Source organism: Micromonospora sp. NPDC047134 (assembly GCF_040643455.1).
Taxonomy (GTDB): domain Bacteria; phylum Actinomycetota; class Actinomycetes; order Mycobacteriales; family Micromonosporaceae; genus Micromonospora.
Window position 1 is genome coordinate 245,974 of record NZ_JBEYUI010000002.1, and the last position, 18,296, is coordinate 264,269.

At 71.9% G+C, this 18,296-nt stretch carries 20 protein-coding genes; 9 read left to right on the top strand and 11 right to left on the bottom strand.

The window, feature by feature from the left end; all coding sequences use genetic code 11:
- Positions 1-38: 38 nt before the first annotated feature.
- The 3 genes from ABZ795_RS03965 to ABZ795_RS03975 are packed head-to-tail and all read right to left on the bottom strand — an operon-like array spanning position 39 to position 2,445.
- Positions 39-740 (bottom strand): hypothetical protein, encoded by a 702-nt coding sequence (locus ABZ795_RS03965; protein ID WP_357528647.1) that lies wholly within the window; start codon positions 738-740, stop codon positions 39-41.
- Positions 737-1,513: an ABC transporter permease gene (locus tag ABZ795_RS03970; protein ID WP_357528649.1), complete on the bottom strand. Its 777-nt coding sequence runs from the start codon at positions 1,511-1,513 to the stop codon at positions 737-739. The genes ABZ795_RS03965 and ABZ795_RS03970 overlap by 4 nt, the downstream gene beginning before the upstream one ends.
- Positions 1,510-2,445 carry an ATP-binding cassette domain-containing protein gene (locus ABZ795_RS03975; protein ID WP_357528651.1) on the bottom strand — a complete coding sequence of 312 codons (936 nt, stop codon included), beginning with the start codon at positions 2,443-2,445 and terminating at the stop codon, positions 1,510-1,512. The genes ABZ795_RS03970 and ABZ795_RS03975 overlap by 4 nt, the downstream gene beginning before the upstream one ends.
- Before the next feature lie 134 nt (positions 2,446-2,579).
- On the opposite strand from ABZ795_RS03975, the gene ABZ795_RS03980 reads away from it, so the two are divergent.
- From ABZ795_RS03980 to ABZ795_RS03990, 3 genes are all read left to right on the top strand, one after another.
- Positions 2,580-3,821 (top strand): histidine kinase, encoded by a 1,242-nt coding sequence (locus tag ABZ795_RS03980; RefSeq protein WP_357528653.1) that lies wholly within the window; start codon positions 2,580-2,582, stop codon positions 3,819-3,821.
- The gene (locus tag ABZ795_RS03985; protein ID WP_357528655.1) at positions 3,818-4,507 is read left to right on the top strand and encodes a response regulator transcription factor; all 690 of its coding nucleotides are present in this window, start codon (positions 3,818-3,820) and stop codon (positions 4,505-4,507) included. Before ABZ795_RS03980 ends, ABZ795_RS03985 begins: the two co-directional genes overlap by 4 nt.
- Before the next feature lie 111 nt (positions 4,508-4,618).
- A complete protein-coding gene (locus ABZ795_RS03990; RefSeq protein WP_357528657.1) occupies positions 4,619-5,161 on the top strand; it encodes a hypothetical protein in 543 nt (180 codons plus the stop codon).
- 89 nt (positions 5,162-5,250) lie between these two features.
- Here the strand turns inward: ABZ795_RS03990 and ABZ795_RS03995 are convergent, their stop codons facing one another.
- Entirely contained in the window at positions 5,251-6,033 is a 783-nt protein-coding gene (locus ABZ795_RS03995) for a D-Ala-D-Ala carboxypeptidase family metallohydrolase (RefSeq protein ID WP_357528659.1), read from the bottom strand.
- A gap of 289 nt (positions 6,034-6,322) precedes the next feature.
- Between ABZ795_RS03995 and ABZ795_RS04000 the strand changes: the two genes are divergently transcribed.
- Complete coding sequence (locus ABZ795_RS04000; protein ID WP_357528661.1) at positions 6,323-6,952, top strand: hypothetical protein; 630 nt, start codon at positions 6,323-6,325, stop codon at positions 6,950-6,952.
- 74 nt (positions 6,953-7,026) lie between these two features.
- Here the strand turns inward: ABZ795_RS04000 and ABZ795_RS04005 are convergent, their stop codons facing one another.
- The 3 genes from ABZ795_RS04005 to ABZ795_RS04015 form a co-directional block, all read right to left on the bottom strand.
- Positions 7,027-8,478, bottom strand: a complete 1,452-nt coding sequence (locus tag ABZ795_RS04005; protein ID WP_357528663.1) for a M28 family peptidase — start codon at positions 8,476-8,478, stop codon at positions 7,027-7,029.
- Between the two features lie 108 nt (positions 8,479-8,586).
- Positions 8,587-9,228: an NAD(P)H-binding protein gene (locus tag ABZ795_RS04010; protein ID WP_357528665.1), complete on the bottom strand. Its 642-nt coding sequence runs from the start codon at positions 9,226-9,228 to the stop codon at positions 8,587-8,589.
- Positions 9,229-9,290: 62 nt separating this feature from the next.
- The gene (locus ABZ795_RS04015; protein ID WP_357528667.1) at positions 9,291-10,523 is read right to left on the bottom strand and encodes a serine hydrolase domain-containing protein; all 1,233 of its coding nucleotides are present in this window, start codon (positions 10,521-10,523) and stop codon (positions 9,291-9,293) included.
- A 70-nt stretch (positions 10,524-10,593) separates the two neighbouring features.
- On the opposite strand from ABZ795_RS04015, the gene ABZ795_RS04020 reads away from it, so the two are divergent.
- From ABZ795_RS04020 to ABZ795_RS04035, 4 genes are all read left to right on the top strand, one after another.
- Entirely contained in the window at positions 10,594-11,190 is a 597-nt protein-coding gene (locus tag ABZ795_RS04020) for a pentapeptide repeat-containing protein (RefSeq protein ID WP_357528669.1), read from the top strand.
- A gap of 119 nt (positions 11,191-11,309) precedes the next feature.
- Positions 11,310-12,269: a hypothetical protein gene (locus tag ABZ795_RS04025; protein WP_357528670.1), complete on the top strand. Its 960-nt coding sequence runs from the start codon at positions 11,310-11,312 to the stop codon at positions 12,267-12,269.
- A gap of 66 nt (positions 12,270-12,335) precedes the next feature.
- A complete protein-coding gene (locus ABZ795_RS04030) occupies positions 12,336-12,773 on the top strand; it encodes a nitroreductase family deazaflavin-dependent oxidoreductase (protein ID WP_327022502.1) in 438 nt (145 codons plus the stop codon).
- Positions 12,774-13,054: 281 nt separating this feature from the next.
- Positions 13,055-13,336 carry an adhesin gene (locus ABZ795_RS04035; protein WP_357528671.1) on the top strand — a complete coding sequence of 94 codons (282 nt, stop codon included), beginning with the start codon at positions 13,055-13,057 and terminating at the stop codon, positions 13,334-13,336.
- An 8-nt stretch (positions 13,337-13,344) separates the two neighbouring features.
- On the opposite strand, the gene ABZ795_RS04040 is transcribed toward ABZ795_RS04035, so the two are convergent.
- Positions 13,345-14,427 carry a hypothetical protein gene (locus ABZ795_RS04040; RefSeq protein WP_357528673.1) on the bottom strand — a complete coding sequence of 361 codons (1,083 nt, stop codon included), beginning with the start codon at positions 14,425-14,427 and terminating at the stop codon, positions 13,345-13,347.
- 92 nt (positions 14,428-14,519) lie between these two features.
- Between ABZ795_RS04040 and ABZ795_RS04045 the strand changes: the two genes are divergently transcribed.
- Complete coding sequence (locus ABZ795_RS04045) at positions 14,520-15,404, top strand: sulfotransferase domain-containing protein (RefSeq protein WP_357528674.1); 885 nt, start codon at positions 14,520-14,522, stop codon at positions 15,402-15,404.
- Positions 15,405-15,524: 120 nt separating this feature from the next.
- On the opposite strand, the gene ABZ795_RS04050 is transcribed toward ABZ795_RS04045, so the two are convergent.
- The 3 genes from ABZ795_RS04050 to ABZ795_RS04060 form a co-directional block, all read right to left on the bottom strand.
- Positions 15,525-16,052, bottom strand: coding sequence for a PepSY domain-containing protein (locus ABZ795_RS04050; protein WP_357528676.1), 528 nt, complete (start codon positions 16,050-16,052; stop codon positions 15,525-15,527).
- A 186-nt stretch (positions 16,053-16,238) separates the two neighbouring features.
- Positions 16,239-17,513, bottom strand: coding sequence for a HAMP domain-containing sensor histidine kinase (locus ABZ795_RS04055; protein WP_357528678.1), 1,275 nt, complete (start codon positions 17,511-17,513; stop codon positions 16,239-16,241).
- On the bottom strand, positions 17,510-18,205 hold the full coding sequence (locus tag ABZ795_RS04060) for a response regulator transcription factor (protein ID WP_327022496.1): 696 nt from the start codon (positions 18,203-18,205) through the stop codon (positions 17,510-17,512). Before ABZ795_RS04060 ends, ABZ795_RS04055 begins: the two co-directional genes overlap by 4 nt.
- Positions 18,206-18,296: the final 91 nt, after the last annotated feature.

The window sequence follows — 18,296 nt, forward strand, 5'->3', positions numbered from 1 at the left end:
CCTTTTTAACGCGTTCGGGTAACGCTAGGCGCAGACCGTCACTGTGGTGACCGGTCCGAGCGGGTCAACCGCCAGTACTGGCGCTTGGCGTCGTCGCGGACCACCACGCCGTAGCGGCCGAGTTCCGCGCGCAACTCCCGAGCCTCATCGCGCCGGTCCCGCTCCAAGGCCTCCTGCCGGGCGCGTAGCAGCGCGTCCGCGCCGGTCGGCAGGCCGGGCAGGCCGGGCACCCAGCGCCGGTACTCGTCCCGGTGCGGGTCGGCGTCCGCCCAGGGCCAGCCGTGCTCCTGCAACGCCGCGGCCAGTCGGTCGGTCGGCAGGTCGGACCGCTGCCGGACCAGTTCACCCGCGCCGCCGTCGAGCAGCACCAGATCCTTGCCGTCGACGAACACCACCCGGGTCTGCGACCGAGCGATCTCCTGCTCCTTGCCCTGGTGGCGCAACCGGACCCGGGTGCCGTCCACGGTGACCTGCACCCGGTCGGCCGTGCCCATCGCGGCGACCACCAGACCGGCCAGCACCCCCAGCCCCACCCCGCCACCCAGGGCGTACCCGTCGGGCAGGCCGTCGACCAGCCGGAACAGTCCCTGCGCGGGTGCCCAGGCCAGGTCGGTCACCCAGCCCGCGCCGGCCGCCAGCAGCCCTCCCACGGCGGCCCCGACGATCGGGAACCCGCCCCAGAGGACCACCAGTTCCCCGACACCGTCACTGACCACGGTCGGCTTCCCGTACGCCGTCACGTAACCTCCTGACGCATCGTGCGGACCAGACCGGCGACCAAGGGTACGACCAGCCACAACAGCAGCGACACCACCAGCCGCTGCCACTGGCCGCCGGTCATCTCGGGCGTGAACAGCGGTTCCATGGTCCGGTTGGTGTCCAGCCACTCCCCGGCGCGGTACAGCGGTTGGACCAGAGCGCCCAGGATGGACCACGCGATCGGCAGCACCAGGTAGGCCACGATGGCCAGGGGGGTGTGCAGCAACAGCAGACCGAAGGCCACCCCGATCAGGGCGGTGGACACCTGGAGCACGAGGGCGTGCACGAGCAGCATTCCGTCGAAACGCCAGGTGCCCGCCCCGCCGGTCGCCTCGGCGACCAGTGTTGCGACAGCCGCCACGGCCAGGCAGACCAGCACCGAGGCCAGCGCCGCCAGCACCACGGCGACCAGCTTGGCGATGATCACCCGCTCTCGCCGGGGGACCAGCGCGAAGGTGGTCAGCGCGGTGCGCTGCGACCACTCGGTGGTGACCGACAGGATGCCCAGCACCGGCAGCAGCACTCCGACCGGGAACAGGGAGGTGCCGAAGAAGCTGGCGAAGGTCTGCTGGTCGTCCGGTGCGTACGCCAGTTGCAGGGTGATGATGACGGCGGCGACCAGGCCGATGGCGATCAGCAGCCAGCGGCCGGCCCGGGTGTCGACGAGCTTGCGCAGCTCGACCCCGGTCAGCCGGACCAGGGAGGGTTTCCGGGTGGCTGCCGAGCCTACGGTCCGGGCGAGGGTGGTGGTCATCGGCGAGTCTCCTCGGTCGGTGCTACGGGGGCCAGGGGGCCGGCGAGCCGGTCCGGTGCCGTACCGGCGGTGAGGGTGAGGAACAGTTGCTCCAGGCCGCCGCCGCCGGCCGGGCGCAGCTCGGTTAGCGGCACCCCGGCCTCAGCGGCGGCCAACCCGACCGCCTCGCCGTCGGCGTCGACCAGCAGCCCGTCGGTGCCATCGCTGACCGGCAGCCCGGCCCGTAGCAGTGCCTCGCGCAACGCCTCCCGGTCGCGGGCCCGCACCAGGGTGCCGCTGTCGGCCAGTAGTTCCTCCTTGCTGCCCTGTGCCACGATCCGGCCACCCCCGATCATCACCAGCCGGTCCGCGACCGCCTCCACCTCGCGGAGCAGGTGGGAGGAGAGCAGCACGGTGCCCCCCCGGTCGGCGAAGTCGCGCAGCAGTCCGCGCATCCAGAAGATCCCCTCCGGATCCAGGCCGTTGGCCGGTTCGTCCAGCACCAGGACCTGGGGATCGCCGAGAAATGCCTGGGCCAGGCCGAGCCGCTGCCGCATACCCAGGGAGTACTTCCCGACCCGGCGGCCGGCCGCCGCCCCGGTCAGCCCCACCCGATCGAGCAACTCGTCCACCCGTCGCCGGTCGACCCCCATGGTGGCGGCGGCCAGGATCAGCGCCTCCCGGCCGGTCCGCCCGGCGTGCTGCGCGGAGGCGTCCAGCAGCACCCCGACCGTACGGCCGGGGTTGGGCAGGTGGCGGTAGGGGTGACCGGTCACGGTGGCGGTGCCGGAGGTCGGCGGGGTGAGTCCGCAGATCATTCGCATCGTGGTGGACTTGCCGGCCCCGTTGGGGCCCAGGAAGCCGGTCACCGTGCCCGGCTCGCAGTGGAAGGACACGTCATCGACTGCGGTGTGCCGTCCATATCTTTTGGTCAACTGCTCTACCGCGATCATGTCGGTCAGCCTGCCCGGGCCACCCGGTCGAGCACAGCGGCCGAGGGTCTGTCCTCGCCTCGACCAAGGTAGGCACCCAGGTGTCGACTTTGGTAGCTGGTCCGACTCTCCTAAGGCTGCCTACCATTGCGCCTGTGACCAGCGCCGTCATCCCCGAACATCCCGGGTTGCTGCCGGGGGCGCTCGATCCCACCCGTCCGGGCTTTCGGCGTACCCCCCGGGACTGGCTGGTCGACAGCCTCTGCTTCCTGGTGGCCATCGGCTGGGTGGTGGTGGCCACCCTGGACGCGGCCTCCCCGAGGCCGGCCTACGCCGAGCGGCTGCCGTACCCCTGGATGATCCTCGCGGACGCGGTGATCGGGGTGTCCCTGGCGGTGGCCCTGTGGTTCCGTCGCCGCTGGCCGGTCGGGCTGGCCGTGGCCACCCTGCCGTTGTCCGCGTTCTCGATGACCGCGGTGGTCTCGCTGCTGGTCATCTACTTCACGGTCGTGGTGCACCGGCGTACCGCGGTGGCCCTGGCGGTCACCGCGGGTGGCCTGGTCGCGAACATGTTCTTCGCGCTGCTGCGTCCCGATCCCGACCTGACCTACTGGCCGGCCACCATCTGGGGGGTGGTGATCACCCTGCTGGTGCTGGCCTGGGGGATGTTCGTCCGGGCCCGGCGGCAGTTGGTGCTCTCCCTGCGGGAGCGCGCCGAGCGGGCCGAGGCCGAGCAGCAACTGCGGGTGGCCCAGGCCCAGCAGGTGGAGCGCACCCGGATAGCCCGGGAGATGCACGACGTGCTGGCCCACCGGATCTCCCTGCTCAGCCTGCACGCCGGGGCCCTGGAATTCCGTCCGGACGCCCCCGCGGAGGAGGTGGCCCGGGCCGCCGGGGTGATCCGCAGCAGTGCCCATGCCGCCTTGCAGGATCTGCGCGAGGTGATCGGGGTGCTGCGGACGGAGGGTTCGCTGGCCACGGAGCCGGAGCGTCCCCAGCCCACCATCGCGGACCTGCCCACCCTGGTCGCCGAATCCCGGGCCGCCGGGGTCCGGGTAGAGCTGCGGGACGAGGTGTCCGCTGCGGCGGAACTGCCCGCCGCCACCGGTCGGACCGCGTACCGGATCGTGCAGGAGGGGTTGACCAACGCCCGTAAGCACGCCCGGGGGGCGGCCGTCACTGTGGGGCTGCGTGGCGCACCGGCCGAGGGGTTGAGCGTGGAGATCCGTAACCGGTGGCCGGTGGGCGAGCCGACCGGGGAAGCCATCCCCGGCGCCGGCACCGGCCTGATCGGCGTCGCCGAGCGGGTGCACCTGGCCGGCGGGCGGCTGGAACACGGCCGCGACCGCAGTGGTGACTTCCGCCTGGCCGCCTGGCTACCCTGGCCGGCGACATGACCGCCGAACAGCAGCCCGGTTCGGGTACCCCACCGGTGCGGATCCTCATCGTGGACGACGACGCCCTGGTCCGGGCCGGGCTGTCGATGATCCTCGGGGGTACCCCCGACCTCACCGTCGTCGGGGAGGCGGCCGACGGCAGCGAGGTGCTGGCCGCGACCACGGCCTGCCGGCCGGACGTGGTGTTGATGGACATCCGGATGCCCCGGATGGACGGGCTGGCCGCCACCGAGCTGTTGCGGGCCCTGCCCAAACCGCCCGAGGTGCTCGTGCTGACCACCTTCGACGCGGACGAGCACGTGCTGCGGGCGCTGCGCGCCGGTGCCGGTGGCTTCCTGCTCAAGGACACCCCACCGGCGGAGATCGTGCGGGCGGTACGCCGGGTGGCGGCGGGGGAGGCGACCCTGTCCCCGACGGTCACCCGCAGCCTGATCGAGCACGTCACGGCCGGTACGGTCGCCGATCCGCGGCGGGATCGGGCGGCCCGGCTGCTGGCCGGGCTGACCGAACGGGAACGGGCGGTGGCGGTGGCCCTGGGTCGGGGGCGGACCAACGCCGAGATCGCCGCAGAGCTGTTCATGAGTGTCGCCACCGTCAAGGCGTACGTCTCTCGGCTGCTGGCCCGCCTGGGCCTCAACAACCGGGTGCAGGTGGCTCTGCTCGTGCACGACGCCGGACTGGTCTGAGGCGAGAAACTCGTCCGTGCGGGCGGTTGAACCATCCCGCTGTGGGGACCGTACCAATGTCTGAGGTGCGCTGCTCAAGCGCACCGCCACCGGAGTTGCGGGAGGCCTGCCGTGCGAGTTGATGAGCAGTCGACGGATCCCATCGATCAGATTCTGGGTGAGTTGCCGGTGCCGACGCCGCTGACCCCCGAGGATGTCCGGCTGGCGGTCCGGGCGGTGGTGGTACACGCGGCCGAGGAGTGGCCCTCCGGGGCGCTGTGCCGCAACGACGGATCGCGGTTCCCCTGCCGCCTGCACCGCTGGGGCCGGCAGGTGCTGTTGAACCACGGGCTCAACGAGCGGCAGCTCGACGCCCTCATCCGGCACGGCAACCCGTTCGTGCACGTACCGTTCCCGTTCCTGGTGAACGGGCCCAACCCGGGACGTCCCCCGGCGGCGCGTCCGTCGGGTGGCGACCGGACCGTCTCCCACCCAGGGCAGGCCGACCGGGCCGCCGGGTATCCGCCACGTCAGGGCCATGTCACCGGCTATCCGGTGCGTGGTCAGGTTCCCCGGGTGGCGGTTCCCCCCGTGCGGGCCGGTGCCCGCGCCGCCGGGACCGGCCGGCCGGTGGCACCCCCCGCCACCGCGCCGCGCTGGCCACGGGCGAGTTGAGAGGGCTAGCCCACCGGCGGTACGACGTCGGCCCGGGGCGCGGGTCGTTCCCCCCGCCTGGCCCCGGGCCGACGTCGATGCTTCAGCGGTTACCCGGGTGCGATCCCGCAGTCCGGGGCGGCCCAGTAGGTGCTGTTCGTGGTGTTGTCCCGGTTGTTCTCCCGCCGTGAGTCGACATGCACGTGGGTGCTGTGTCCGGATACCCCGGGGCCGATGATGCCGCTGAACCCGTGGTTGCGGGCCGCGCGGGCCAGGTCGCACAGCGGCCGGTCCCGGGAGATGAGGTCGGCGGCGTTGCCGTAGAGGTGTTGGCTGTCCGTGGCCCCGCCGACCTGGTTGTTGCAGGTGCGACTGCGGAAGCCACTGGTGACGATGATCGGCTGGTCGCCGAGGCTGCGGCGCAGGGCCTCCAGCTTCCACATCGTGCGCAGGGCGTTCTGGCGGGTCTGTGCCGTGGTCAGCGGGCCCCCGGTCCACCCGCCCCGGCCGCAGCCGTCGTCCATCTCGGCGTAGCTGAAGTGCCGGGGCGTGCAGTCGTCGTTCTGGAGTTGGTACAGCTTGGCGAAGGTCTGCGGCCCGGCTATCCCGTCGGCGGTGAGCCCGTAGGCCGACTGGAACCGGCGGACCGCGGCTGCGGTCTTCGGACCGTACCGGCCGTCGAGTTCCACGATGTCGCGGTTGCCCGCCCAACCGGCCACCCGCAGTTGCAGCTCTCGTACGTCGCTGCCGGACCGCCCCTGGTAGAGGGTGCGGTCCCAGGTGTAACAGGCGTCGGCGTACGCGGCCGGGGCGGCGACCACCGCGGCGATCGCGGCGCCCGGCAGAGCCAGGGCCAGGGCGACCAGAGCCCGCTTCACAGTGTGTACGCGCACAGAAGTCCTCCCGATAGAGCGACAGGGATGGTATGCGGGAGTTTGACCAGGGTGGTCCCGCAGATTCACCCTCGCACCTGAGGGGCGGATTCGCGGCAGTTGACGCGAATTGTCCTCGGAAATTGGCTTACCTGAGGAATCGCTGAGAATTGTCGCCGTTTGCCATTCGGACAGTGCCGCCCAGCCGCGCCCTGGCGGTCCACAACCTCGCAGCTGGCCCGGGCATCGGTGAGGTTCCCTGACAGTGGTGATCCCGGTAACGTCAGCGCGGGTTGCGACGGGAGGCGGCGTGGCGCGCGGTGGCATCTTCTGCGTCGAGGGTCAGTGGCACCGGGATCTCAACGAACGAGGGTCCGTGCTGCCCACCCTCGAACTACTCGAACGGCTCGGGCGGATCCGCTTCATCCACAAGGACGCCGCCACCCGTGACGAGCTGTTCTACTTCGTCGACCGCTGGCTGCTCAAGCAGTACGCCGACTACCGGCTGGGCTTCTTCGCCATGCACGGCGAGCCGAACCGGCTCTGTCTGACCGACTGGCACTCCGTCGAGCTGACCGAGGTGGCCGAGCGGATGGCCGGGCGCTGCGAGGGACGACGACTCTACTTCGGCAGCTGCTCCGTGCTGCGCGCCCCCGAGCCGGTGCTGCGCGAGTTCCTGGCGGTCACCGGCGCGGCGTTGATCTGTGGCTTCACCCGCGAGGTGGACTGGGTGGAGTCGGCCGCGTTCGAGACCGTCCTGCTGGACGTGCTGGCCAACGGTCAGCGGCACAATGCCGCCGAGCTGCGGATGGGTTCGGCCCACTGGGCGCCCCTGGCGTCGTACCTGGGGTTCCGGGTCATCTACGCCAACGGCCGGGCCTGGCGGCCCTCGGTGCGACCCCGGGTGCCCAGCCAGTCCTCGGCCGGTCGGGTCGGCTGATCGGCGCAACCGCCCCCGAACGGGGGACGGGGCGCGGCCGACCGGCCGCACCCCGTCCGAGATGTTCCGAGAGATCAGGCCCGCGCGGTCGCGTAGGCGGCGGTGCCGATCAGCTCCATCGACACCTGGAGACGCTCCAGGCTGATGTTCTTGGCGATGGTGTCCTCCGGGGTGTGGTACGGAGGCTCCAGCAGCGCCGGGGACTCCTCGCCACGCCAGGAGAAGTTGGCGCTGGCGATGCCGACCTCCTGGAAGGACTGGTGGTCGCTGGAGCCGCGCTGGGTCACCGGGGAGATCTGCGGCTCGTAGCCGAGGCGGCGGGCCGCGGCGGCGACCTCGGAGGTGGCCCGGTTGTCCTGGCCGTCGAAGGAGAGCAGCCAGTACTTCGTCGCCGGGTCCCAGCTGGTGGCGACCATGTCGTTCTGGTAGACGGCGAGGATCCGGTCCCGCTCGGCCTGCGGCATCTGGCGGACGTAGTAGCGCGAGCCGATCAGGCCCTGCTCCTCCGAGCCCCACAGGCCGAACCGGATGGTGGCGTTGGTCGGGATCGACTTCAGCACCCGGCCCAGCTCCATGCAGAGCGCGGTGCCGGAGCCGTCGTCGTTGGCACCCGGGGCACCGATCACGGTGTCGTAGTGCGCGCTGATCATGACGATCGGGCCGTTCGCCCCCGACTTCCCGCGCCGCTCGGCCAGCACGTTGTTGGAGGTCAGGTTGCGGTGCGCGGTGGTGGCGATGGTGAGGGTGAGCGGTCCGGTGGCCAGCGCCTCGCGCAGCCGGTGCTTCTGGGACTGCGCGACGGCGAGCACCGGGATCGGCACCGGGTTGTTGGCCGAGCCGGGCAGGGTGGGCGAGAAGGTCCCGGCCAGGCGCGGCGGCGCCGCGTCGGCGGCCATCAGGATCACACCGGCGGCACCGGCCGCGACGGCGGTGGCTACCAGCTGCTCACGCCGGGCGGCGACGTAGTCCACCAGGACGATCTTGCCGCGCACGTTGGCCGGGTAGTCGCTGTCCGCGCCCGCGCGGACGTCGACCACGTCACCGGTGACCTTGGTGTCCAACGCCGCGTGGGCGCTGGCCCCGGTCTGCCAGTTCAGGTCCTTCGGCAGCTTGCGGCCGCGGGGCGGCGTGCTGATCTGGCCGGTGAACTTGTCGGCGACCGTGAACGGCTGAAGGGTGGTGTCGTAGCCCAGCTTGTCGAAGTGGCGGGCGATGTAGTCGGCGGCCTTCCGCTCCGACTTGGTGCCACCGATGCGCGGCCCGATGTCCTCCGACAGCTTGACCAGGTGCTCCAGGGCCCGGCGCGACGAGATCTGCGCGATGACCTTCCGGTCGTCCGGGGTGAGCTTCGGCGGCTGGTGCGAACCCGGCCGCTTGCCGTTGGCGGCCCACGCGGGCACGGGCAGCGCGACCGTGGCGGCACCGCCGAGGGCGACGGTCAGCACCCGGCGACGATTGAGGAACCCGGACCCGATGGAGTTGGACGATTCGTGCGAGGGTGTCACGGTGTCGTCGAATGAAGACAAGGCTGCGCCTCCTGAATTGCGGTCAGAACCGGGCGCAGAGGGGGCTGCCGCCCGGGTCATGGAGGCTTGAATCTAACTCGCGAGCTGCCCTTACTCAAGATCAGGGGGTCAGTAAGCGACAGTGAAACGGGAATCCAGAAATTGCGGATTCTCGATTTCATCAATGATCGCTACCGCCAGGTCCTCATAGCTGAGTGCACACCGGCCTTCAGCGTCGGTAACCGGGCTGTCGGTTCCGGTGCGATATCGCCCGGTACGTACACCTGGATGGAACTCCAGGGGCGGTGGCGAGACATAAGTCCAGCTCACCCCGTCGGCATGGGAGCGGTACAGCTCCAGCGCCTCCGCCTGGCCTTCAGCCGCGTCACGGTACTGCTCGGGGAAGTCGGGTTCGTCCAGCAGTCGGCGTCCTGAGGGGGACAGCAGGGTGGCCCCGCCGCCGACATGGATGACCCGGGGCGCGGCCGGCATCCCCCGTAACCCGTCGAGCAGGGCCCGGGTCGCGTCGGGCCAGAGGGTACGATCGCCGCCGCCGATCGCCACCACCAGGGCGTCCGCCAGCGGCGCCAACTCCCGTACGCTGCGTTCGCTGGTGGCGTCACCGGTGACCACCCGTACCCCGGCGGGCAGGTAGGTGGTGGCCTCCGGTCGGCGTACCGCGGCTACCACCCGGTGACCCCGGTCGAAGGCCTCGGTGACGATCCGTGAACCTGCGGTGCCGCCCGCTCCGAACACGACGATCTCGCTCACGGTCCCAGGCTATGGAGCGGGCCGGGTCGCCGTCGGCGGAACGCCCGATCCCGCTGCCTTGCTCAGCCGACCAGCGCGGCGTAGACCAGTTGCCGCAACTGAGGGCGGATCGGCCAGGTGCTCGACGGCATCAGCTGGGTGAAGAACATGGCCGTGACCTGCTCCACCGGGTCCACCCAGAAGGCCGTGCTGGCCACCCCGCCCCAGTAGTACTCCCCGACACTGCTCGGCACCCGGCTGGGGATGGGATCCTGCACCACCGCGAAACCGAGACCGAAGCCGACCCCCTCCAGGTTCGTCTCCGCGAACCCCCCGGTGGACAGGGCGCCCAGGTCCCGGCCGCCGGGCAGGTGGTTGCTGGTCATGAAGCGCACCGTGCGGGGGGCTAGCAGCCGCACCCCGTCCAGTTCGCCACCACGCAGCAGCATCTGGGTGAAGCGGTGGTAGTCGGCCGCCGACGAGATCAGGCCACCCCCGCCGGAGAGCAGGGTGGGCTTCTCGTACGCCATCGCACCGAGGGCGTCGTAGCGCACCGCCCGGCCGGTCGCCGGGTCCGCGGCGTACAGCGCGGCCAGGCGGGCGGCGTCGGCCCCGTCTACGTACCAGCGGGTGTCCTCCATGCCCAGCGGGCGCAGGATGCGCTCGGTGAGGAAGGAGTCCAGGCTCTGCCCGGAGACCACCTCGATCAGCCGGCCCAGTACGTCCGTGGCGACGGAGTAACCCCAGGCGGTGCCGGGCTGGAACAGCAGCGGCAGTTCGCCGAAGGCCCGGCAGGCCCCGGCCAGGTCGACGTCCGAGGGCGGGTACAGGTCGTAGCCGGCCGCCCGGTACAGGCCGTCGACCACCGAGGTCTGCATGAAGCCGTAGGTCAGACCGGCGGTGTGGGTGAGCAGGTGCCAGACCCGGATCGGTTCGACCGCCGGCACGGTGTACGGCTTGAGGGTCGACCCCTTGGAGTAGACCCGCATGTCGGCGAACTCCGGCAGCCACCGGCCGATCTCGTCGGTCAGCTCGAACCGACCCTCCTCCCAGAGGATCATCGCGGCCACCGAGGTGATCGGCTTGCTCATCGAGTAGATCCGCCACAGGGTGTCCGCCTGCACCGGGGCACCGGCCTCGCGGTCGCGCAGCCCGTAGGTCGAGCAGTGCGCGACCTCGCCCCGGCGGGTGACCACCACCTGCCAGCCGGTCAACCGGCCGTCCTCGACGTACCTGCCGAAATGCTCGTCGATCCGGGCCAGCCGGGCCGGATCGAAACCGACCTGGGCCGGGTCGGTGCTGCGTGCGATGCTCACCGGTCGAACCTACCGACCCGGTCGGTGCGCGGGGAAGATGGTTGTCGGTCGGGTTGGTTAACCTCCCGGTATGCCGGAGCCGATCGAGGATGTCACCTTTCACGACGAAGACTGGTACGCCGAGGACCTTGCCGACCGGCACTACCTCGGCTGCGCCTTCCACCGGGTCGACCTGACCGAGGCGACCAGTCGGGGGGCCACCTTCTCCGGCTGCACCTTCGGTGACGTGCGGTTCAACATCTCCCGGCATGTCGACTCGGCCTTCACCCGCTGCACCTTCGTCCGGTGCAACCTGTTCGAGGCCGAGTTCACCAGCTGCAAGTTCGTCGGCAGCACCTTCGACCGGTGCGACCTGCGCCCCCTGACGGTCACCGGCGGTGACTGGTCCTTCGTGAACCTGGCCGGGGCCGACCTGCGCGGCGCCCGGTTCACCGGGGTCCGGATGCGGGAGACCGATCTGGCCGGTGCCGACCTGACCGCAGCGACGATCACCGGCAGCGATCTGTCCGAGGTGAACTGGCGCAACGCCCGGTTGTCCCGGGCCGACCTGCGGGGCAGCGACCTGACCGGCCTGGACCCCACGGTGGTGCAGCGCGTCGACACCCTGGTCGATGTCGGACAGGCCATGGTCCTGGCCCAGGCCCTCGGCTTCGACGTCCGCGCCTGACCTTTCGGCGACCCCATCCATCGACTGGCGTCGAGGGTGTCCGTAATGTCAAGGTGGGTCGGCCCGTGTCCGGGTCGAGCAGACCGGTGCGAGTCCGGTCCGGCAGAAGTGGAGAGTCGGTGGCCGAGGAACCCGCCGCACCGACCGACGCGAGATCCCCCCGGACCCGAGGGACACGCCGCCGAGGCAGTGCCCGGCACCGCTCGCGCCCCGATCAGCCCGCCGGACCGCCGCTCGCCACCCGGGCCGCCGGGCGGTCGGCGCGGGCCGGGCGGCGACGCCGGTACGCGATGGAGGCCCTGGCCGCCTTCGCCGGTCTGCTGGCCCTGGTCGCCTTCGTCGGCTGGTGGTCCGAGCCCGCCCGGCAGGAGCCCCCGCAGCCCGGCGGCCTGCCGGCGGTGGTCGGTCGACCCAGCCTGCCCAGCCCGGTGCCCACCGCCCTGGCGGTACCCGGTCTCCGGCCCCGGGAACGGCCACCCAGCCCGAGCCCGACTCCGAGCGTCAGCCCGCCGTCGCCGGCACCGGTGGCCGTGCCGACCACCCTGACGGTCAGCCGGGCGGACATCCCCGAAACGGTGCACCTGACCGAGGCGGGCCGGCGCGACTGGATGCACTGGGGGCTGGGCGGTGCCGAGGGCACCGTACGCAAACGCGAGGGCACCGGCGAGCTGCGGGACCTGGGCGGCCCGGGGGACCGCAGCGGCTGGGACGGCAATCAGGAACTGTTCCGGTGGCGTGACGGCGCGCCGGTGCGGTCCGTCGAGGCCACCTCCGAGGGGGCCTACGTCTGCGGTACGGGCAACGGCTTCCAGTTGGCGGTCACCGCCGATGGCCGGCCGCGTACCGCCACGGTCTATCTCGGGGTGTGGATGGCCCGGGGCCGGCTGGACCTGCGGTTGGCCGAGGGCGGTCCGAGTCGCACCGTACGGCTGGAGGAGCGGCACACCAGCAGGTCCGCGCAGGTCACCATCCGGTTCCAGGCACCTGAGGGGACCCGGCTGCTGCTCTCCTGGACGGTGGAGGAGACCTTCACCCCGCACTGTGGCTTCGTCGGCCTTCAGGCGATGGCGCTGCGGTGATCCTGGGTTCGATGGCCGATCGGTCAGTAGCGTAGGTCCGGTGATGACCATCATCCAGGAGGACCGATGAGTACGAGTGAGCAGGTGTTGGACAGCCCGTCGGGCTGGGTGGCCGAGCACATCGACCGGTACGTGGCCACCGACGGCAAGCAGGGACACGAGTGGCGTCCAGGTGTCTTCACGCTGCTGCTGACCACCCGAGGCAGGCGCAGCGGGAACCTGCGCCGTACCGCGTTGATCTACGGGCGGGACGGGGAGGCGTACGTGATCGTGGCTTCCCAGGGCGGAGATCCCCGGCATCCGGCGTGGTATCTCAACCTGGCCGCCGACCCGACCGTCCAGGTGCAGGTAGGCCCGGACCGGTTCACCGCCCGGGCCCGGACCGCCACGGCCGAGGAGAAGGCCCGGCTCTGGCCGATCATGACCGACATCTGGCCGGCGTACGACGACTACCAGGCCAAGACGGAGCGGGACATCCCGGTGGTGCTGCTGGAACGGGTCTGACGCAACCCCCTCCGATACCCCCGATCACGGTGTCCACACCCGCAACCCCATCGGAACCAGCCGATTTGACGGATGGCTCGACGGGGGGCACCGTGGGCAGTGGAGGGGGCCCTGAGCTGCCCCGATGCGACGGTGTCTGGCCGTCCTCCGGCGACCACGTCGGCCCTGGCCAGCACCGGCCGCCGCCACATCTCCGGCGTGCGGGTGGCGGGTGATCCGCCCGCGAGCGACACCTCCCGCGTCCGTGCCGGAGCCGAGTGAAAGCCACGAGGAGTCCCACCATGCTCACGATGACCGACAACGCTGTTCTGGTGATCCGTGACCTCGCCGCCCAGCAGGACGTTGCCGAGGGCGGTGGGGTGCGCATCGCCGCCGACACCCAGGCCGGATCGCTCACCGTCGAGTTGGTCGCTGCACCCGTCGAGGGGGACCAGGTGGTCGACACCCAGGGTGCCCGGATCTTCCTCGACTCCGACGCCGCCGACCTGCTCGGGGACGCCTCGGTCGACGCCTCCGTCGACGACGAGGGAGTCGTGCAGTTCGGGTTCACCGAGAAGCAGTAGCCCGCGGCTCACCCGACGCGGCGGGTCTGGCCGCCGCGCGGGGCCCGACTGCGCGGCGGCTGCGGGCCGGAACGCCCGTGCCCGCCCCGGGTCGGCGGGCGCAGCGCCGCCAGCACCTGGGCCAGGTGGTGGGAGGTGCTCCAGGCCAGCCAGTTGGTCGTCGAGCCGGCTCCGGCCACCCCTCGGGCCCGCCGGAGGATCTCGTGGTCGCCCCAGGAGAAGTCCGCCCCGGCCGGCGGCCAGTGCGGCGCCGACACCAGGGCCCGGCACAGGTCGGCCATCCGCTCGTCACCCCGCCCGCCCCGCCGGGACCAGCGGTAGACCCACCAGGCGTCCTCGTCGGTGTAGCGCAGGGTCGGCAGTCGGTCGCCCGGAAGGGCCCCGCCGGGCGCCGCGGACATCACCCCGTAGTCGCCGAAGCCGACCTCCAGGTCGGCCAGCCCTTGCCAGAGCAGCCAGTCCCAGCGGCACACCCGCACCGGCTCGTCCGTGGGCAGCCGGGACAGGGCCGATGGCATACCCCCGGCCGCCACGCTCACCGAGCACCAGGGATGCCGGCGGGCCCACTCCAGCGCCCGGCGGGCCCGGGGCTCGACGGTCCGCAGGTCCGCCCGGCAGCCCACCTCCCCGCAGTCGACCAGCAGATCGCACTGCTCGGGAGCCAGCCGGGCGTACCGCCAGATCCGTTCCACGCTCGCGGTGGTGGCGTGCGGTCCCGCCCGGTCCTGGTCGATGCGCAGCCGCACCACCGCCCGCCCGGCGTACGCCCGGGCGGTGATCCCGTGCGCGGCCAGCCGCCGCTCACCGTCGGTCAGACAGATCACCGGCATCAGCGGTACGCCCCAGCGGACCAGTTCGGTCTCCACCCCGTCGGGCAGGGCGCTGACGTCGATGGCCGGCACCAACCCGGCCGGGAGTCGGTGCAGCAGATCGGGCAGTGGTAGATCTGTTGTGGACAATCGCAGGATCGGGACGACAACAGGGGTGTGGACGCCGTCGAGGTGACTGAGCGCTTCGAGTTCCCCGCGGGTGGCGGCTAGCAGGGGGCGATAGACCGGTTGCGTCGCCCGTCCTGCTCGGGCGGGCATCATAATTCAATGTAGCCAGGTGATTGCCCAGCTCACAGGGCAAACGGTGAGGAAATCCCGGGACCGTGGGCGACTGCCGGGATTACCGTCACCGGGTGCCTGATTCGCCGACCCGCTACCGATCCGTCGATGAGGACAGCATCCGTTGGGGTGAATTCCCGCTGCGTCCCGGCGACATCGTGATCAGTACCCGCTCCAAGAGCGGCACGACCTGGATGCAGATGATCTGCGCGTTGCTGGTCCTGCGTACCCCGGACCTGCCGGCACCCCTGCCCACCCTCTCGCCCTGGCTGGACTGGCTGGCAGAACCAGCAGACCAGGTGTACGCGCGACTGGCCGCCCAGCGGCACCGCCGGTTCATCAAGACCCACACCCCACTGGACGGTGTGCCGATCGATCCGCAGGTGCACTACCTGGTGGTGGCCCGTCATCCGCTGGATCTGGCGGTCTCCCTGTTCCACCAGGGCGCAAACCTCGACCGGGCCCGGCTGGCCGAACTCACCGGCCGGCCCCGGCCACCGGAACCGGATCGACCCCGCCCCTCCATCGCAGAGGCGCTCGTACGCTGGATCGACGCGGACCCCGACCCGCGCGAGGAACTGGACTCGCTGCCCGGGGTCATGTGGCATCTGCGCGACGCCTGGGCGCGACGCGACCAGCCCAACGTCCACCTGGTCCACTACGACGACCTGCGCGCCGACCTGGCCGGGCAGATGCGTCGCCTAGCCGAACTGCTGGATCTCGACCCGCCCGGCCCGGAACTGGTGGCGGCCGCCACCTTCGACCGGATGCGCGCCCGGGCCGACCGGCTCGCCCCGGATCCGGCCGGAGTGTTGAAGGACCGGCAGGCCTTCTTCCGCACCGGCCGCTCCGGCCAGGGCAGCGCCCTGCTCGACGCGGCCGACCGGGCCCGCTACCAGGCGCGGGCCGCCGCCCTGGCCCCGCCCGACCTGCTCACCTGGCTGCATCGCGGTCGCTGACCGCGCCCCGGGGCAACGCTCCGGGCCGGGTCGTCCTGCCCCCGAACCCTCGGCGGTCATACTCCGGGGCCGCCCCGGCACGGCGGATGCCATGCCGGGGCGGCCCCGTCAACGCTGTGATCAGTCGTCGTCCCGGTCGTCATCGTCGTCATCGTCATCGTCGTCGTCGACCGGCTCCTGCTCGGCCTTGAGGACCTCACCGGTCTCCCGGTCGATTTCGATCTCGTGCTCGATGTCGCCGTTGACGATCTCGACCTCCCAGACCGGTCGGTTGTCCTCCTGGTCCCGGTCGACCTCGGTGATCTGACCGCCGCCCACCTTGGCCAAGGCGATCTCACCGGCCCGCTCGGCGCTCACCGCGTCCTGCCCGCTGCCCGGGGTCGCCCCCTCGGTCGGCACCACCGGGCTGGTCTGCGGCGCGGCCGGGTCACTCGGGGCGGCCGGGACGGTGGCGGCCGGGTCGCTCGGCGCGGCCGGGGTGGCCTCGTCCGGCACCTCTTCGGTCGTCGGGGAGCTGGTCGCGGCGATCAGCTTCGTGGGCCGGGCCTGGTTGCTGTCGGCGGCGGTGACACCCAGGAACACTCCGGTAGCGGCGAGCACCGCCGCCGTACCGCCGACCGCCACCAACAACATGGGGTTGCGCTTCATCGTCTTCACCCTTCCTCGGTTCTTGTCTTAGAGGATCGGTGTCGGCGGGATAGCCGCGCGCTGTGCGAACACTAAGGCCGGGTTAAGGACCCCGGTCTGCCCGCCGTTACGCCGAAACGGCGGTGTCGGAGGCGGTGGGACCCCGCCGTTACGGCGTAACGGAGTCGATCACGCCGCTGGCGGGGGTCAGGCTTTCGGGGGGCCCAGGTAGAGGGTGATCTCGGCGCCGCCGCCGGGGCGTTCACCCAGTTCGAGGTGGCCGCCGCTGGCCTGGGCCGCCCGGCGGGCGATGTCCAGTCCCAGGCCGGTGGAGCCGGCCTGGCTGGCGCCCCGGCGTACCGAGTCGGCCGCGATGCCCGGTCCCTCGTCGGCGACCGTCAGCGCGACCTGGTGGCCGGCGGGGGCCAGCCGTACCGCGAAGGCGGTGCCGTCCGGGGTGTGCGCGAAGACGTTGCCCAGCAGCGCGTCGACCGCCGCGGCCAACTCGTCGGCGGGTACCCCGACCGGTAGGGGACCGGGGGCCAGGTCCAGCTCGATCGCCCGGCCGGTGTCCTCGGCGAGTACCGACCAGAAGGCCACCCGGTCGGTCACGGTGGCCACGGCGTCCGTGGCCACCGCCCCGTCGGCCGGGGTACGCCAGCGGGCCTGCCGGATCAGCCCGGTCACGGCCCGTTCCAGCCCGTCCACCGCCTCGGTGACCCGGGCGGCGTCCTGGGGGTCCCGCAGGGACTCCGCCTCCAACCGTAGGGCGGTCAGAGGGGTACGTAGCCGGTGGGACAGGTCGGCCACCTGCTCCCGCTCCTGCACCAGCAGTTCCTGGATCCGGCCGGCCAGATGGTTGAGCGCGCCGCCCACCTCGCGTAGCTCCGCCGGCCCGGCCGGTTGCACCCGGGCGTCCAGTTCGGCGTTGGCCAGCCGGTGGGACACCGCGGACAGTTCACTGATCGGCCGCACCAGGGTCCGGGCCAACCGGTCGGCCACCGCCAGGCCGATCAGCACCAGCACCACCCCGAGCAGGGCCAGCACCAGCCAGGCCCGACCCACCCCGGCGGTCATTTCGGCGGAGGGCACCACCGTACGGATGACGGCCGTGCCGTCGGCTCGGCCCAGCACCGCGATCACCACCTCCCGTCCGTCGGAGGTCTCCGCGGTGAGGCTCTGCCCCCGGGCGGCCAACTGCACCGCCGGGGTGGGTTCGGCGGGCGAGCCGAGCACCGTGCCGTCGGGCAGGAACACACTGACCGGTCGACCGGACTCGGCGACCAGCTGGTCGACCGTCAGCCGGATGGTGTCCGGGTCGGCGGTGCCGACCACGGTGGCGAGGCTCTGCGCGTCCCCGGTGGCGCGTACGGTGGCCCGTTCCTCGGCGGCGGTACGCAGCAGCAGGGCCAACGGCACCAGGAAGGCGATCACGATCAGTACGCTGACCGCCGCCACCAGCAGCGCCAGGCGGGCCCTCACCCGAGCACCTCCGGGGCGACCAGACGCACCCCGACCCCCCGTACGGTGTGCAGGTAGCGCGGCTGCTGGGCGTTCTCGCCGAGCTTGCGGCGCAGCCAGGACAGGTGCACGTCGACGGTCTTGTCCGCCCCGCCGTAGGGAATCTGCCACACCTCGGTCAGCAGTTCCCGCTTGGTCACCACCTCACCGGCCCGGCTGGCCAGATGTCGCAGCAGGTCGAACTCGCGGGGGGTCAACTCGACCGGCGTCCCGTCCAGGCTGACCTGCCGGGCGCGGGGGTCGATCCGCAGGCCCCCGACGACCAGGGTGGGGTCCTCCTCGGCCGGTCCGCCGGGCCCTCGGCGCAGCACCGCCCGCACCCGGGCGTCGAGTTGGGCCGCGGTGAAGGGTTTGACCACGTAGTCGTCGGCCCCGGCGTCCAGCACCCGGACGATCTCCCGCTCGTCGTCGCGGGCGGTCGCCACGATGACCGGTACCGCGCTGACCGCCCGCAACATCCGCAGCAGTTCCCGGCCGTCCAGGTCGGGCAGGCCCAGGTCGAGGACGACCAGGTCCGGCCGGTCGTCCAGGGCGTCCCGCAGGCCGGTCATCGCGGTGGAGGCGGCGGCCACCGCGTGGCCCCGCTCACGCAGGGCCCGCACCAGCGGGGTACGGATGGTCAGGTCGTCCTCGATCAACAGCAGGCGGGCCACAGCAGGCAGGGTATCCCCGCCGAGGCCGCGAAACCGGTGACGTTAACCCGTTCTTAGGGTTGGCTGAACCTCGGCCCAACCGGCGATCGGG